The 15,231-nt window shown below is 41.7% G+C and carries 13 protein-coding genes; 1 reads left to right on the top strand and 12 read right to left on the bottom strand.

All coding sequences use genetic code 11. The annotated features are described in order from the left end of the window. Positions 1-97: 97 nt before the first annotated feature. The 4 genes from L0P88_RS23270 to L0P88_RS23255 are packed head-to-tail and all read right to left on the bottom strand — an operon-like array spanning position 98 to position 5,447. Positions 98-1,765, bottom strand: coding sequence for an alpha-amylase family glycosyl hydrolase (locus tag L0P88_RS23270; RefSeq protein ID WP_247132477.1), 1,668 nt, complete (start codon positions 1,763-1,765; stop codon positions 98-100). Continuing rightward, positions 1,762-3,816 (bottom strand): beta-L-arabinofuranosidase domain-containing protein, encoded by a 2,055-nt coding sequence (locus L0P88_RS23265; protein WP_247132475.1) that lies wholly within the window; start codon positions 3,814-3,816, stop codon positions 1,762-1,764. The genes L0P88_RS23270 and L0P88_RS23265 overlap by 4 nt, the downstream gene beginning before the upstream one ends. After that, positions 3,813-4,640, bottom strand: a complete 828-nt coding sequence (locus L0P88_RS23260) for a sugar phosphate isomerase/epimerase family protein (protein ID WP_247132474.1) — start codon at positions 4,638-4,640, stop codon at positions 3,813-3,815. Before L0P88_RS23260 ends, L0P88_RS23265 begins: the two co-directional genes overlap by 4 nt. Then, complete coding sequence (locus L0P88_RS23255; RefSeq protein WP_247132473.1) at positions 4,641-5,447, bottom strand: phytanoyl-CoA dioxygenase family protein; 807 nt, start codon at positions 5,445-5,447, stop codon at positions 4,641-4,643. A gap of 131 nt (positions 5,448-5,578) precedes the next feature. On the opposite strand from L0P88_RS23255, the gene L0P88_RS23250 reads away from it, so the two are divergent. Continuing rightward, a complete protein-coding gene (locus tag L0P88_RS23250) occupies positions 5,579-6,424 on the top strand; it encodes an AraC family transcriptional regulator (RefSeq protein WP_247132472.1) in 846 nt (281 codons plus the stop codon). Between the two features lie 73 nt (positions 6,425-6,497). On the opposite strand, the gene L0P88_RS23245 is transcribed toward L0P88_RS23250, so the two are convergent. From L0P88_RS23245 to L0P88_RS23210, 8 genes are all read right to left on the bottom strand, one after another. Then, positions 6,498-7,424: an alpha/beta hydrolase gene (locus L0P88_RS23245; protein ID WP_247132470.1), complete on the bottom strand. Its 927-nt coding sequence runs from the start codon at positions 7,422-7,424 to the stop codon at positions 6,498-6,500. 136 nt (positions 7,425-7,560) lie between these two features. Then, positions 7,561-8,817 carry a fibronectin type III domain-containing protein gene (locus L0P88_RS23240; RefSeq protein WP_247132469.1) on the bottom strand — a complete coding sequence of 419 codons (1,257 nt, stop codon included), beginning with the start codon at positions 8,815-8,817 and terminating at the stop codon, positions 7,561-7,563. 473 nt (positions 8,818-9,290) lie between these two features. Further along, positions 9,291-9,839 (bottom strand): dihydrofolate reductase family protein, encoded by a 549-nt coding sequence (locus L0P88_RS23235; RefSeq protein WP_247132468.1) that lies wholly within the window; start codon positions 9,837-9,839, stop codon positions 9,291-9,293. 9 nt (positions 9,840-9,848) lie between these two features. Continuing rightward, positions 9,849-10,316 carry a GNAT family N-acetyltransferase gene (locus tag L0P88_RS23230; RefSeq protein WP_247132466.1) on the bottom strand — a complete coding sequence of 156 codons (468 nt, stop codon included), beginning with the start codon at positions 10,314-10,316 and terminating at the stop codon, positions 9,849-9,851. A gap of 256 nt (positions 10,317-10,572) precedes the next feature. Continuing rightward, positions 10,573-11,376 carry a subclass B1 metallo-beta-lactamase gene (gene bla, locus L0P88_RS23225; protein WP_247132465.1) on the bottom strand — a complete coding sequence of 268 codons (804 nt, stop codon included), beginning with the start codon at positions 11,374-11,376 and terminating at the stop codon, positions 10,573-10,575. A gap of 20 nt (positions 11,377-11,396) precedes the next feature. Further along, on the bottom strand, positions 11,397-12,356 hold the full coding sequence (locus L0P88_RS23220) for a sugar phosphate isomerase/epimerase family protein (protein ID WP_247132463.1): 960 nt from the start codon (positions 12,354-12,356) through the stop codon (positions 11,397-11,399). Between the two features lie 198 nt (positions 12,357-12,554). Next, positions 12,555-13,538 carry a bifunctional helix-turn-helix transcriptional regulator/GNAT family N-acetyltransferase gene (locus tag L0P88_RS23215; protein WP_247132462.1) on the bottom strand — a complete coding sequence of 328 codons (984 nt, stop codon included), beginning with the start codon at positions 13,536-13,538 and terminating at the stop codon, positions 12,555-12,557. Between the two features lie 205 nt (positions 13,539-13,743). Beyond that, positions 13,744-15,081, bottom strand: coding sequence for a fibronectin type III domain-containing protein (locus L0P88_RS23210; protein WP_247132461.1), 1,338 nt, complete (start codon positions 15,079-15,081; stop codon positions 13,744-13,746). Between the last annotated feature and the right edge of the window lie 150 nt (positions 15,082-15,231).

Raw genomic sequence — 15,231 nt, 5'->3', positions numbered from 1 at the left:
TTTATCAGTTTTTTAACGCGCCACAAAATGAAAGGAATTGTCCGAATTGCTGCTAAACAAAGAAGCAATGTAGTCCAGTTATTGGCTGGGTTTGGGATCAATTGGTTTTGTTCAATGCAATATAATAGCCAAAAGGGGCTAATCGCATTGTTGTGTTGGAAGGGTTGGCTCCCTTTGCATATAATGTTGTGTTACCTTCGGTGTCCATTGGGACCGCCTGTAGTTCATTACTGATATTGATCAAGACAATCGTCCTTTCATTTTTATACGTTCGTTGAAAGGCCATAATCCCTTCCCTATTTTCAAATAGGGGCATATAATCCCCTAACCGAAAACTGGCTTGGTCCTTTCTAAGGGTAGTGAGCTTCTGATAATGCCACCATAGGGAATTTGGATCTTTCTTTTGATGCTCTAGACTCAATTGATCAATTAAATCCGATTTCCAAAAGGAAGTATCCCAAACGGGGCCACTGTCCTTATACCATAACGCATTTCCTGGGTCCTCCACATTAGCGGTCCATGGAAAGGCCTCCCGAACGGGAATATGGTTGGCATCACTTCCCCACTCGTGGGTTTGGCCTACGACCCCCAATTCCTGACCATAATAAATAGAGGGAATTCCAGGTAAAAGCAGGTTCAAAATAGCGGCATTTCGTTTTTGGTTTTCGTTGCCCAGTACCACCGTTGCCCACCGTGCCGTATCATGATTTTCCAAAAAATTCACTGAGAACGTGCTATCGCTAAATCTATTGAGACTTTCCAAAACCACTTTATGGATTCGATTGGGTTCCATAGCGACTCCATTGGATGACGGGTCAATATACATATCATGTGTGCCTTCCTCTCCGGCAATGGCGAATCGAAGCGGAAAACCAAAAGCCGCATCAGCACCACTTTTTACAATCATTTCGTCACCGTACTCATTCCAATTGGACTGTTCCCCCAAGATAAAAATAGCCGGATTGATGTCCTTGCAGGCCTTAAAAATGGGTTGCCAAAAATCCTGGTACATATTGGTGAAAATCCCCTTGTAATCCAAATCGTCCATAATATGGTCAATCCTAAAACCATCGACCCCATCACTGAAATCCCCATCTTTATTGGGGTCTACCCAATAGCTGTAGAAATCCATCATCCACTGTTTGACACGGGGATGGTTCAAATCGAGAAAAACGATGTTGTGTTTGTTGCCAGGCCAGGCCGTGAACTCATATAAGGGCGATTTGGAAGGCCTAAAAATTTGCTCTGGAAATTGGTTCAGGGAATCTGAATAATAAATGAAGTCGGAATATTCGGAGTCTGGATTTTGATAGGAATCATCAAACCAAATATGTCCACTTTGCGCATACTGGGTTTCCATGTCCATAAGGAACTTAAGCCCTTTTTGATGTACGGCCTCCACAAAATTGAAATAGTCTTCCTTGGTTCCGTATTCCTGGTCAATATTTTCGTAATTCGTCGGGAAATAGTTGTGGTAAAAACCGGATTCGTATAAAGGAGTGAACAAAATGGTGGTCACACCAAGTTCCTTAAGATAGTCCAGTTTTTCAATAAACCCATTGAGATCGCCATGTAGGTCACCATCGCTATCATAAAAACTGCGTTGCATGACATGATAAATAACTTCATTGTTCCAATTGATGGGTTCTTGTGGAATAGCGGAGGCTTCCTTGGTTATGGTTGCTTCCTGCTTTTTTTGTGTTTCGCAGGAAAAAATCGTTCCTAGTACTATGGAAACGCAAATGTATGTTGTAAACGTTCTCATTTCGTTGTTCTTTTTTCAGGGAAGGTGACGCGCCGTAAAACAGTTTTGCCCATTGGCACCAGTTTTACGGGCACTTCTCTTTGTTTTGATGCATCAAAAAGCTGTCCCTCCATTATCGGACCACTATCTTCAGTACGTTGAAAATCAAAATCCGTTGGAATGACCAAATTCTTATGGGCCTCATTTTTAGGGAGACAATGGTAATCTTTGAAAGGGGAATTGCCATAAGTTTTGATGACCTGTTCCGTATGTGGAATGGCATAGGCAAATACCAAAGGGCCTTGCTGTAGATACACATCCCCATTGTTTGCTTTTTTTCGTTTGACCGGATTGATGAACTCAACGGTAAATGTTTCTTCGCCTTGCCATGTTTTGGTGATGGCATAATAGTCATTATGAAGCATAACGGATTCCATATTTGATGGAAAATCCATGGATGCACTCCATTCCGGTTTTCGTAGTTTTAATGTGAATCGTATGGGCTTTGCCGTCCTGATTTTAAAAGTCACCGCATTTGTCCATGGATAGTCGGTTAACTGTTCCACGGAAATGGTCGTGTTCTCCAGTTCCGCTGTCAACTCGGATGGCCCGTACATAAGAACGGCGATGCCATCATCTGCCTTCATATACATTTGATGCAGGAAATAGGGGAGGTTTCTCCCATAATTTGGCACACAACAGACGGCGGGTTCCGAATGTGTTGGGGAATACTTATATCGGGGTTCATTGGTGGAGGCATCCCCTTGGTGATGTTTACCGTCCAGTGCATGGCAGTTATCGTGTTTGGAATAGGTAATGGCCGTTCCATCCTGATTTCTGGCGCCCAACATGGCATTATAGGTCAACTGCTCCGCTGCATCCGCAAATTCCGTACTTCCCGTTTTTTGCATTAGACTACCATAGGAATTTCTCAATTCAAGCATGGCGCAGTACTCCGCCGCTGTCTCGTTGGGATCGGCTTCCAATTTTAAAATCCACTCATCACCGTGACCGGCACCACTGGGCAAAATGCAGGACTCCAATTTGGAGAGCATATGGTCATAGGCCGTTTTCAATTCCGGGTAACCCGTATTGTAGTGCGCATTGGCCATGGCACGAATATGTTCATAGGTATGGACGGCATGCCCCTGAAATAGGGAATCCTGTTCAATTAAATAGGGGTACCGCAAATCATTGAACGATCGGTTGATACCATAGGTGGAAAATGCTTGGTACAAATAGGTGGCATACTTTTGGTATTTTTCATTGCCGGTGATGCGATAAAGCGTTTCACAGACATCGGTCAACATAAGGCCGTGGGTAACGCCGCCAAAAGCATTTTTCAGATAAAATGGGTTCCTACCGTTTTCACCATATTTTTCCATGGTGAGACCCATAGCGCGTTCCACCGCATGTAACACTTCCTTGGAATCCGTAAATTCATAATAGGCCAATAGGGTCCTGAAAGCCGTAGTTTGCGCCCACAGCTCCCCATTGGAGCCTTCGTGCCGATAGCGAAGATTGGGTTTGTAGATTCCGATATAACCATCCCGGTCCTGGGATTCCAGTAGGTTAGCTATAATGGCATGGGACTGCGCAATTGCCCTGGGATTTTGGGTCAAAAAAGCATGCCTGACAAAACCATCCCACCAGTTTCCTATGGTTTCCGCATTCCACCACATGATGGATTTTTCCCAGGCCTGACCTGTGAGTTCCAAATCCCCCATTTCCGGAATATCTTCCATGCCACCCCTACGTGCGGTATAATACAGATTATCTGCTTTAATTCCGGGATAGAGTTCATCCAATGCACCGACGATTCCTTTTTCCAAATCATTCTGCATCATCTCCAAAATCCATCCTTTAGGGAGTACACTACCCGTTTTGAAAGCTTGGAAACTGGACTTTAGTGGATTGGTCTTATGGGTAAAGAAGGGTAGGGCATCACTGTCATCAATAAGCTGTTCGGCGACTCTATTTACATTTTTGGAAAAATTCTCCCCTTGTGAATCTTCTTTGGAAGGCTTGCAACAAGAGAGTATGATCAAAACCATAATTAGTATTTTTTTCATCTTAAGGCCATTTTTAAATAATCCTTCATTTTATTGTTCAACTCACTTTGGTTTGCCAGTGGTTCCTTGGTAAATGGCATACTTGGCATGTATGGAAATGGGCCAAACTCTGGAGTGATCGATATTTCCCGATATCTTGAATGATGGTCTACGATGGCTTGCCACCATTTTACGAATTGGTCCAGATGTGCCTTCCATTCCGGTGCAAATGGATTATTGACCTGGGGCGATTGGGCATGGCCAACCCGGGCATGGATATGATATATTTTTGGAACCACTTTGGAAATAATAGCTTCCTGGTCTTCCAACATCGATTCCGAAACCGTACACCAATGGGAAAAATCCCCAACAAATTTTAACTGTGGAAATACTTCCAAATACGGCAGCGTTGATCTGCCGTGAAAGGTAAATCTTCCCCTATGGATTTCATGATATATGGGTATCCGGTGTTTTTGGGAAAATTCTTCTATGGCATCAATTATTTTACAATTGTCCGAAAAGGAATAATGGTCTTTCCCAGTATGGGAATTAATAAATGATGGGCTGTACCTCACTAAGTTGTCCAAACGGTCCAGTACATTGTCAAGATAGTCTTGCGGGGTTTCCCCTTTTGACCCAAGCACCTGTTGTAAGCCACAAATGAATTCGGGTTTTTCCTGTCTTAAGGCGGTAAGGGACTCGAAAAAGGAGGTTTCAAAAGCAGGATTTTGGGGAATATTGATTTCAATCCCATCAAAGCCCTTTGCAATGGTGAGATCCAAGAAGGCATCGGGCGGTAGATGTTCACTGCCCCAATAGGGATATAGATACTTTATGTTATCCATTCAATAGAGGACTGGATTTAATGGGGTGTTGATGATCTTTCCTATTTCTGCACCGGGGCACCAGGTATTCCAATCGTTTATTTGTCCATCATTCTCCGGTTGCTTCAATTTCATGTCCTTGTCCATATAGATTATGGTCATCACTTTCCGTGTTTTTTGGGTGGTATTGGCACCGGCGCGATGAAAGACCCAACCAGAGTGAAAACTGATTTCGCCAATATCAAAAGGGGCTATCACATGTTTAAAATCGGTTACTTTTAAACGTTTTTCAATAAAACTTTCACTGGTATCACCAATGGATAGTTCCCTGCCCTCCAAAATGGCATGGCTACCCGCACTAAATTCCAAAGGCCCCATCTGCAGCGGTGTTCCCTGCAATGGAATCCAGGCCGTTATGGTCTTGTCCGTTGCCAATGGCCAATAATGTTGATCCGCATGCCATGGTGTAATGCCGCCGCCACCTTCTTTGAACAAAGCTTGATCATGATACAATCGTACACCATCCACTTGCATTAGATCTGTTGCGATTTTTGCCAAACGTTTGCTAAAAACCAATTCTTTAATGGCTTCGTCCTGTTTCCATAAATTGAACAATTGTAAAAAAGCCTTTCCATACGTACTGCGCCTTTCCATGGGAGTATCCTGTTGATTCAACTCGTCGACTTTTTTTGAAATTACGTCATTCAGGTGCACTAGAAAATCGGTTTCCAACACCTGTTTCAATTTTATATACTTGTTCTTTTGGTAGAAATCGATGTGTTCTGAAGTCAGGGAATAGGGGCGGTCCAATAATTTTAAGGTTTCCATGATGTAACGGATTGATAGTCCAAAAGTAAATGGAACCCAGAGGAATGTATTCTTCAATTTTAATCAATACTATGCATATCTAAACCTATTTTTGTAATTTTAAAGTGGTTATAAGATTATAATACACTATTTTGAAGCCTGAACTGGAACAAATTGACATTGAAACCACACAACAATCCTTTCGTTTTTTCAAAAGGGAAACGGTTTTCTTTACCCCATTTTGGCATTATCATCCGGAGGTGGAACTTACCTATATCATCAATGGTGACGGGACCAGGTTTGTTGGAAATTCCATTGCACCTTTCTCAAATGGCGATTTGGTATTGATGGGTAAGAACATACCGCACAATTGGGTCGGCGTAAAGCATAATACCCCGGAAAAACAAAAAGCGATTGTATTTCAGTTCAACACCCGTATTTTTTCCTCCTTTAAGGAATGCGAGCGCTTTAATGCGTTGTTTGAATTGGCCAAACGTGGCATACAGTTCAAAAACCCCACGGAAGCTATTGTCGCTTTAATTACCAAATTTGAAAACCTAACTACCATACCACAGCTCGGAGCTTTGTTGGAACTTTTGAATTTGTTGGTCTTGCATAAGGACAAAACATTATTGGCTACCGAAATCTATGTGTACAACCACAACCAAAAGCACAGAATAGATAAGTTTGCCAGGGTGAACAACTACATTTTAGAACATCTGGAACAAAAGCTGACGGTAGCGCAAATGGCGGATTTTACCCATATGGTGCCCCAGTCTTTTTGTAGGTGGTTCAAGCAGAATTCAGGACATTCGTTCATTACTTTTTTAAATAAGACCCGAGTGGAAAATGCATGTCACTTATTGGCACATCGCAAGATTCCCATACAGGAAATCGCCTTTTGTTCGGGGTTTGAAAGTTTGAGCCATTTTAACCGCACGTTTAAAAAATACAAGCACCAAAGCCCCCGGGAGTTTGTACGTACCCATATCTATTGATTTTTTTTGAATGGAAAGGGATGATAAAGCATACAAGCGATAGCCGCAAAGGACCTTGCCATGTTGGCAACAGTTATTTTGGCAACAAAAACTCCAAAGGAATGGCCAACCTTCTATTCCAGGCATTTTCACTGTGGTCTTCACCGGGGAAGTACTTGGTGGTCCAATGGACAGGCTCGTATCCTTTTTCAATCATCACTTGATCGACTTTCTTTTGGATTTCCGGGTATAACCTATCCAAGGTTTCATCACCACAGTCAAAGTAAATTTTATGCGCTTTGGGATTGGGCAGATGGCCTTTTAGATAATTCAGGAATGCATCGGGCACAGGATTATTTTCAAGGCCAAATGTCCCGACCCAATGTGTTGACAGACAAGCCGCGCCTCCAAATACTTTGGGGTACTCGCAGATGGCATACATGGAAATCAATCCCCCCATACTGCTACCCGCAACATAGGTATTGTCCTTGTCCGTGTAGACCGAATAGTTGGCATCGATATATGGTTTTAATTCCGTTACCATGAATTTTAGATAGTTGTCCGATTGGGGGCCAAAGGTTCCCGATACGGGAATTGAGGCCCTTTTTAGTTGTGCCGTTACGGTATCCTTTTCCGACCTGGACAATGATTCAAAAGGCTTTTGGGGGAAATAATCCGAATGTCGTGTTATCCCTCCGTTCCAAATGCCAACTACAATAAATGGCTTCACCTTATTGGATTTGAATAAGCCGGAAGCGACATCATCCACATCCCATGCCTGTTTGTTCCAAGTGCTTTCAGGGTCAAAAAGCATTTGTCCATCGTGCATGTATAGAACAGCATACTTTTTTGATTTGGAATATCCTTGCGGCAACCAGATATCGATGGTCCTTGCGGTGACATGGTCTGACTTAAAGTTCCCGATACGCTCAATGGTACCGCTGATAACCTTTGGAAGCGTTTCCTGTGCGTGTACCGCAAGCGTGGATACGATTAATAAGATACCTAGTGACTTTTTCATTTTTGGTTGATTTCTTTTCCTGCAGTATTTAGTTCGCTGTTGATTTCCATTATTCTGTTTTGTAAGCTATCGATATCGCTCGGAATACTTCTCTTTTCCGCTCCAATTGAGCTGCTAATGTTTCTTAGATGTCATTTTACTGACTACAATTACCTTCAATTACATCTTGTTTGCTTGGGTTATAAAGATTTTCCGAAGTTATGAACTCAAATTCATTGCTGTTGGATATAATGGATTGGAAGACGCAAAAATCTTTTAATGAGGTATTTCTCAAAAATGTGCACCCAAATCCAACTGAGCTAATGTTATTTAATCCATTAATGTTATCCAAGTTTTCGTTGTCACTAACAAGTAAAAAATTGACAGTTGTAATTTTGGACAAGCCATCGAGATTTGTAAGGGATACGTTACCCCGAATACTCAAGTCTTGGTCAAAATCAACAAGATTGGCGAGTCCATCAATATTTTCTAACTTAGGGTTGCCCTGAATAATCAAATCCTGTCCTATTGAGGTTAGACCCATCAAACCATCAATGTTTTCTAGATTATTATTAGAGGAAATCTCCAGTCTACTATTAATTTTCGTGACATTTTTTAAGCCATCAATGTTCGTTAGACTATCATTAATGCCTATAAATGAAATAAGGCTCTCATGCTCAAAGGAAGTCACATTTAACAACTCATCAAGATTTTTCAATTTATCAACTCTGATCAAGTATAGTGCTCCTAAAGAACTAATATTTTCAAGGCCCTTTAAACTGACCAGGTTGTTGACCCATGAAATTCTTAACAAACCATTTATGGCGGTAATGGTTGATAGACCTTCAAGAGAATTTATTGACGGTTGATATGAAAGGATGGTAGTTGAACTTCCAATATCTAGATTCCCATTTATGTAGGTATATCCCATTTCCCCGAAATCATCAATCTCACTTTGGGTTTTAAGATGAATGTCTCCTTCATAAATAAAATGGTCTGTAGTAAAACCAATTTCATCTCCATAAGAAATGCCAACATTGTTTTTTGCAAATGCTTTGACAAAATATTCTGTATTAGGATCTAAATCCTTTATTGTCGCAGTATAGGTGTCCCCATTTACTTCGAAATCCGTAACCACGTTGTCATCAACGGTTGGATTACTTTCCGTGCTCCAAACAAACCCATGTTCAAGAATGGTTGAATTTCCATTATTGATAACGGAAGAATTAACAGTGACCGAATTGGTAGAAATATCGGAAACAGTTGTTGAACTTAGCGTAGCTGTGTGCAATTCTGGCTCAATGCCATCGTCACTATCGGAGCAATGATAGAAAAAGATGGATATGAGTCCTATTAAAAAAGGTAATATACCTTGCGATTTACACAAGGTTAAAACAGATTTTGGATTATTCATTGGCTAATTTTTAACAGCAATTGTCATTTTTCACTTCACCCTCAACCCCATAAGTTAAAGACAACCCTAACTTAAACAAGCAAATGATTTGTATTAGCTTCAGTTGGGTGCTTAAATTAGGCTTTAGGGGAAGGGAATTACATGATTTTTATCAGACTCTTCAATATCTCTACAAATTTTCATCGAAATTATGCTATGCAATATAAACTAACAGGGTTTGTTTGAATATACTTTAGAAGCTTTCTAAATCCAAAATGGATTTTTCTTTTCCAAAATTGACTCGAAAATGGCTAAGCCCAATACCGAAAGAATACACAATAAAATGGGCAATACCAAGTATCGTATTGATCAAGAATTGATTTTTAAAGCGATATAGCCCAATTGTGCCGGCCGAGACAATTTCAAATGCAAACTGCAAATTGGGCTGGACTATTTGGGTTTGCCCTGGGTACGGTCGAAAACACTTTATTTGGTTATACATTGTTTCCATTCTTTTTTCTGACAAACCTATTTTGAACAATCTTGTCCAGATAGATTTTTGAGTCAACGCATTCAAAATCCAATCGGTCCGAAAGTTCACCAAACAAGGGAATACCGCCTCCCAGAACATAGGGAATTATGGATATGGTCATTTCGTCGATTAAATCCTCCTTTAAAAAACCCTGAATCGTTTTTCCCCCATCTATATAGAGGTTATGGCATTTCTTCCGATGGATTTCTTCCAGAATTTCCTTTAAAGTTCCTTTCACCAGCTCGGCCTTGTCCTTGTATTCCGGGGGAATGCTTTTTAAACTATTGCTCAAAACAAAAACAGGCTTTTGATACGGCCAGTCCATATCAAACCCACATACGGTTTCAAAAGTCGTGCGTCCCATGACCAAGGCATCTATTTGTGACATAAAATCCCCATATCCCATGTCAATATTATCGGGGTTTGGAACCGAATGTAGCCATTCGATGCCTCCATCTTTATCCGCAATATAGCCATCCATACTTGTGGCAATAAATACCTTGTTCTTCATTTTCCTTGTTTATTCGTCGGCCAAAGTGGTCGTCATTCGTTTTGTCATTAGCGTACGTCCATTCGGTTTGTAACCCTTACCTCTATAAAGTTGGTTGGCCTTACTATTATGGGGTTCAACTTCCAAATGCACTGCGTTTATATTTATCCTTTTCGATTCCGATTCCACAAAATCCATGGCCAGTTTTCCTATTCCTTTACTTCGGAAAGGTCTTTTTATGTAAAGTTCATCAATAAATGCATCCCTACCGTTGTATTCAAAGCTAAACCCAAATGAAAGTACAATATAACCGATGTTTTCTTTACCATGGGTAATCAAATACAACCTGCCCAGCATTTCATTTGATGTAAAGTCCAGTAGGTTTTTTGCTCCCATGGTCAGGTCAAAATCATACCCATCAATTTTATGGAATGCTTCCATCATTTCCAAAACATCAGGTTTGTCCGTATCCGTATATGTTTTAAATTCAATTTTCATTTTTTAATGTTTACCAAAGGTTTTGGTCCTGATTTCTTCCTGTACAGAACGGTCGGTACAGGCGAAACATCCTTGCCTTATAAAAACCTGAACTGGAGTAGGGGAAGGGACCCCTAATAAGGACTATTTCATTGGGAAATCAACCGCGAACCGATTCTTCTCTTTTTGGTATGGTACAAAGCTACGATTATACGTACCGTCCGCGACATCTAAATCCTTGAAGGATGAATTGTACCCTTGTTTGCAATTATGTGTTTTATTTAAATAGTTCAATGGTATAGTCCAAGAGTTCCGGGCCACCCCATTTTCCGTGTCCGGGAATGACAATTTCGGTTTTTGGATATTTCACTTTGATTTTGCGAACAGTTTCCGGCCAGGCAATGGTATTCGCATCTCCCAAATATCCTTTTCCAGCCCCGACACTTTTGATCAGACAACCCCCAAAGAGGACATTATCCTCAGGAAAATACGCTGTACAGTTGTCTTGGGTATGGCCTTCACCAAAGTAGGCGATATCCACCCTTTTGTTCCCAACGGCTAAGGTTAGTGTGCTATCAAATTCTTGAATTTTCCCAGGGAGGGTTTCCCCATTCTTTTTTAATAGTTCTAGGGTCTTATGGGCGGCATGTATCTGAATATTGTGTTGTTCAAATGTTTTTATTCCACCAATACAGTCGTCGTGAAAGTGGGTGGGAACAATGGCAATCACGTCGCTTTTGAGCCCATTGGCAACAAACTTCAGTAGTTCCAGGGAAGCCGTGTCGTCCGTTGGGGTGTCAAAAACAATGCCTTTTCCCTCATTCACAATCAACATTCCATTGCAGGCCACCTTTCCGTAATCTTCGGTATGTAAATATGAAATATGTGTATAGCTATGATTTGAAAGCTTTTGAATAATCAGATTTTCGGTTTGATGGACTATGGAATCCCCAACCGTTTGTTTCTTGGAGTCTTCGTTTGTGGATTTTTGTTTTGTACGATTTTGTCCGGAGGGCGATTCTTTACACGAAATAAAAATCAATCCCATGACAAGAAAGAGCCGAAAGAATACTTTTGTCATTTTGTTTTTGGTCGAGGGTATTATAGGTTTTTCAAATAGTCGATGCTTTTTTTCAGGGCTATTTCGGGTTGATGTACCATATCCTGCTCTACAAAAAAATGCTTGACCCCTGCCTTTTTACCTGCTGCTACAATGGATTGCAGATCGAATATGCCATCACCGGCAGTTGTCATGTAGGGAAATAATTCAATCCACTGATTTGGGTCGCCCCCATCCCCGGAAAACCGCACTTTCTCCTTCATATCCTTAATGTGCATTAAATGATAACGATTTGGATAAGCTTCGAGATAAGCAATGGGATCGGCGCCCCCGGCCGTTGTCCAATAAATATCCATTTCAAAGAAAACGAGGCCTGCATCCGTTTGGTCGAGGATGAGGTTCAAAGGAATCTCACTATCCATTTCCTGCAACCCATAACCGTGATTGTGATAGGAGAATTTTAACCCCATCTTTTTAGCTTGCTCACCAATTTTATTGAATTCCTCTGCTACGGACTTATAACCATCGAGGGTCATTCTTTTTTCTTGGGGGATGGCGGGTATTCCAACATATTCAAAGCCAAGTAGGTCACCGGCCTCCGCAATTTCCTCCATATTTGTTTGTAGGGTCAACATATCGGTATGGATGGCGGTCGCCCTTATGTCGTTATCCGTTAAAATGGATTTTATTTCCTGGGGGGTATGTCCAAAATAACCGCTTCCACTAAATCCCAGGTTGGGGGTAATGGCCTTCCAACCCTCTTTTACGGAATTGGCACTAAATGGAAATGGTCCATAGAGTTCAACTTCTTTATATCCCATTTTGGAAAGCATCTCGATCCCACCCCTAAAATCCTTTTCAAGAAGTTTGGGTAGTGAAAACAATTGAACCCCAATACTTGTAAGGCTTTTACTTGCAAAGCTACCTATCGCTTTTCCTGGAAATAGGGAACAGCTAATAACTACTGCCGCCGTATTTTTAAGAAAATCCCGTTTTTCCATAATTGTATTTTTATTGTTGATTTCTCCATTTGTACACCATTCTTAACTATGACCTGTTCTTGCCTCGGAGGATGCTGAACCAATCGGGACAAGGCCAATGACGACCGTTATGGGTTTACAGGTGAAGTTAACGAAAACAAGCAGGATACACTTGGTGGGAGCTAGTTAAATTACGGGTCTTTTTCTGGTGTGCTTCAGTTACTTTAATTGCAATCGAAATCCAAATACGGGCAGGTTCCCTTGCATAAAATCCAGATCTTGAGCCCTTTTAAATCCAAGTCGCTCATACATCTTCCAGGCTGTTTTCATGGATTTTGTAGTGTGGATCACCATTGTTTCAGCATTGCTTTTTTTCCCTTTTTCCACGCAGTACTCCGTGAGCATTTTGCCTATTCCCAAACCCCTGGTTTTAGCATCCACCCCAAGCAATCTGAACCCGCAAGCGTTTTTTTCCTGGGTTGCGGTCCCTCCGGAGCCGTAATCCTTCATATCGTTAAAATAAACCACCGCCCCACCAATATTTCCTTGCTCCGAAACTGCGGCGAGCAATTCCACATTTTTATTTTCTGTTAGTTTGCCTACGTTCCTGAGCATTTCATAGTATTGGGGTTGTTCCTCTTTTTTGGGAAATCCACTGAGCGCGGAATAGACTTCAACCAATAACTCCCCAATGCGTTCAAATTCGGTCTCCTTTGCATTTCTAACGATGTAGTGCGTGTACTCTTTTATGATTTCTTTCTTTAGGGAGGTCGTGTTTAATTTATGATTGATTTCAATAAGCTGATGTAAAAAATCGTCCTTACCAAAAAGATTTTCCAAATGCTTGTGGAACAAGCGCCAAATCGACTGTAATTCGGGTTCCATACCTTTTCCTTTCGCAGTAAGCTGAATGAGTTTTGAACGATTGTCAGTTGGGTTGGGAAGTATATCCACGTAGCCCGCTTTTTCCAGTTCCCGAATCACATTTTTAACCGTTATCCTGCTGTAGGAAATATTTTCCGTTAGTTCCATAACGGTCAATGCCCTATTGGTCTGGCTTAATACATAGTATATGGGAAACCAACTGGACTTGAATGGAATCCCCATATTCTTATAAATGCTATCTCCTTCGAATTGCAGTTTCTCGTAGACCCTTCGCATTTGGGAGCCAATGGATAGGTATCCTAAATCTTCTAATCGCATAGCTTTAATTAATATCTCATAAAATTATGAAATAACTTTCATAAATAACAAATTTTTGTGAGGGGCAATTAATGGTAAAGAAGACATATGGTATGAAACGGTAGGCCCATTGTCATGTTTATTCAAATGATAAAATCCCACACAAGTGCACTTGGTGGGATTTTCCTTTAAACGGCAACAAGAACTTGTGCTTGATTGCGAGCTACTACTCGGCCTTATGCCGCAATGTTTTCTTTCCAGTACTGAAGTCTTTGGTTATCAAGGCCCGGTCATATTCTTCACCCAAGGTCGTGTACGCTACATAGGTGAGTGTGTTGTTCTCAATAGTGATGACCTGGAAGAATTGGGTTTGTTCGGCCGATTTGTCCAGGCGATAGCCCTGGGTTGCATAGGCTTTCATTTGTTCAGCATCTATCTCATACTGTTTAGGACCACTTACGGAGGTGACATAGATCGTACCGAGGTCACCATCATTTTCCGAATCAGTCGTTCGAATGGGCACATGACCTCGCGCATACGTGTGATCATGGCCATTGAGCACTAAATCCACACCATATTTGTCAAGAAGTGGTTTCCAGTTTTCACGTGCGAACTGGAAGTCACGTCCTTTTGCTGGTGAGAATACGGAATGATGGCAGGTAATGATCTTCCATTTAGCGGTGCAATTTTTCAGTTGCTTTTCAAGATACTCGGTTTGTTCTTCAAGCAGATCATTGGAGTTAAGGGCAATGATTCGTACATCCTGATAATCAACGGTATATACAGTCTCATGTAGTTTTGGGTCCAAATCCTTCTCCACCGGCAGTGTGAACTGTGGCCGCCATTGAATGGAAAGCTTCCGTGCCTCCCCCTTTTCGATGGATGAGAATTCGTGATTCCCAACAACGGGTATTGCCGTCCATTGGCTGTGGATAAATCCACCGGCTTTATACCATTCTGCCCATTCCTGGTCGCGATGGGCAGTATTGATCAGGTCTCCGGCATGGACCACAAATGAAGCATCGGGGGCAGTTTGATAGGCCATACGGATTACGCGGGACCAATGGGCGAGCACATCATTCTGGGCGTCACCAAAATATACGAATTGGGTTGGGGCATAATCAGGTTTTGCCGTACGAAACTGGATCCATTCAGACCAGTAATCGTTGCCATCCCCAACCCGATAGGCATATAGCATATCCGGTTTCAGCCCTTCGAAAACTACACTATGGTAGTGGACAATTAGGGAGGCGTTGCTTTTGTACAGACCCAAATCGAACGGTTCCGTTTTGGCAGCTATGGTCACCGCATCATCGGCAAACCCGGAATTCACTGTGGCCTCTGCGATTTGCGCAACCGCTTGGGTAATGTTGGTATCAGTGCGCCAGGTTACTGCTCGGCTTGTTGCCGGATCGCCATGGAACGTCAACATGATCCGATCGGGATCTCGGCTGGGAACCTCCCAATGGTGGAGACCATCATGATGATGTTGCGCAATAACAGGAACAACCGAGAGGCAAGCAAGGATGGCAACTCGTAATGCTAGATAATTGAATAGCTTCATTCTTTTAATTTCTTTATAGGTCCAACGTTCATTTTTTCGGGTCTAAACTAAAAATCTGAAAGACTTTCTGATTCTTAATGGAGTTTATTTCTTTGTTAAATATTTTACAGGCCCAATTCTTTGGGTCCACAATTTTGCCGATAATGGTCT

This window comes from Muricauda sp. SCSIO 64092, from assembly GCF_023016285.1.
GTDB lineage: Bacteria > Bacteroidota > Bacteroidia > Flavobacteriales > Flavobacteriaceae > Croceivirga.
This window is presented reverse-complemented; position numbering and strand designations above follow the sequence as displayed.

What these genes read in the sequence shown, in the direction of transcription:
- L0P88_RS23270 (WP_247132477.1), bottom strand. Translation starts at nt 1,765, where the DNA reads ATGAGAACGTTTACAACATACATTTGCGTTTCCATAGTACTAGGAACG.
- L0P88_RS23265 (WP_247132475.1), bottom strand. Translation starts at nt 3,816, where the DNA reads ATGAAAAAAATACTAATTATGGTTTTGATCATACTCTCTTGTTGCAAG.
- L0P88_RS23260 (WP_247132474.1), bottom strand. Translation starts at nt 4,640, where the DNA reads ATGGATAACATAAAGTATCTATATCCCTATTGGGGCAGTGAACATCTA.
- L0P88_RS23255 (WP_247132473.1), bottom strand. Translation starts at nt 5,447, where the DNA reads ATGGAAACCTTAAAATTATTGGACCGCCCCTATTCCCTGACTTCAGAA.
- L0P88_RS23245 (WP_247132470.1), bottom strand. Translation starts at nt 7,424, where the DNA reads ATGAAAAAGTCACTAGGTATCTTATTAATCGTATCCACGCTTGCGGTA.
- L0P88_RS23240 (WP_247132469.1), bottom strand. Translation starts at nt 8,817, where the DNA reads ATGAATAATCCAAAATCTGTTTTAACCTTGTGTAAATCGCAAGGTATA.
- L0P88_RS23235 (WP_247132468.1), bottom strand. Translation starts at nt 9,839, where the DNA reads ATGAAGAACAAGGTATTTATTGCCACAAGTATGGATGGCTATATTGCG.
- L0P88_RS23230 (WP_247132466.1), bottom strand. Translation starts at nt 10,316, where the DNA reads ATGAAAATTGAATTTAAAACATATACGGATACGGACAAACCTGATGTT.
- bla (WP_247132465.1), bottom strand. Translation starts at nt 11,376, where the DNA reads ATGACAAAAGTATTCTTTCGGCTCTTTCTTGTCATGGGATTGATTTTT.
- L0P88_RS23220 (WP_247132463.1), bottom strand. Translation starts at nt 12,356, where the DNA reads ATGGAAAAACGGGATTTTCTTAAAAATACGGCGGCAGTAGTTATTAGC.
- L0P88_RS23215 (WP_247132462.1), bottom strand. Translation starts at nt 13,538, where the DNA reads ATGCGATTAGAAGATTTAGGATACCTATCCATTGGCTCCCAAATGCGA.
- L0P88_RS23210 (WP_247132461.1), bottom strand. Translation starts at nt 15,081, where the DNA reads ATGAAGCTATTCAATTATCTAGCATTACGAGTTGCCATCCTTGCTTGC.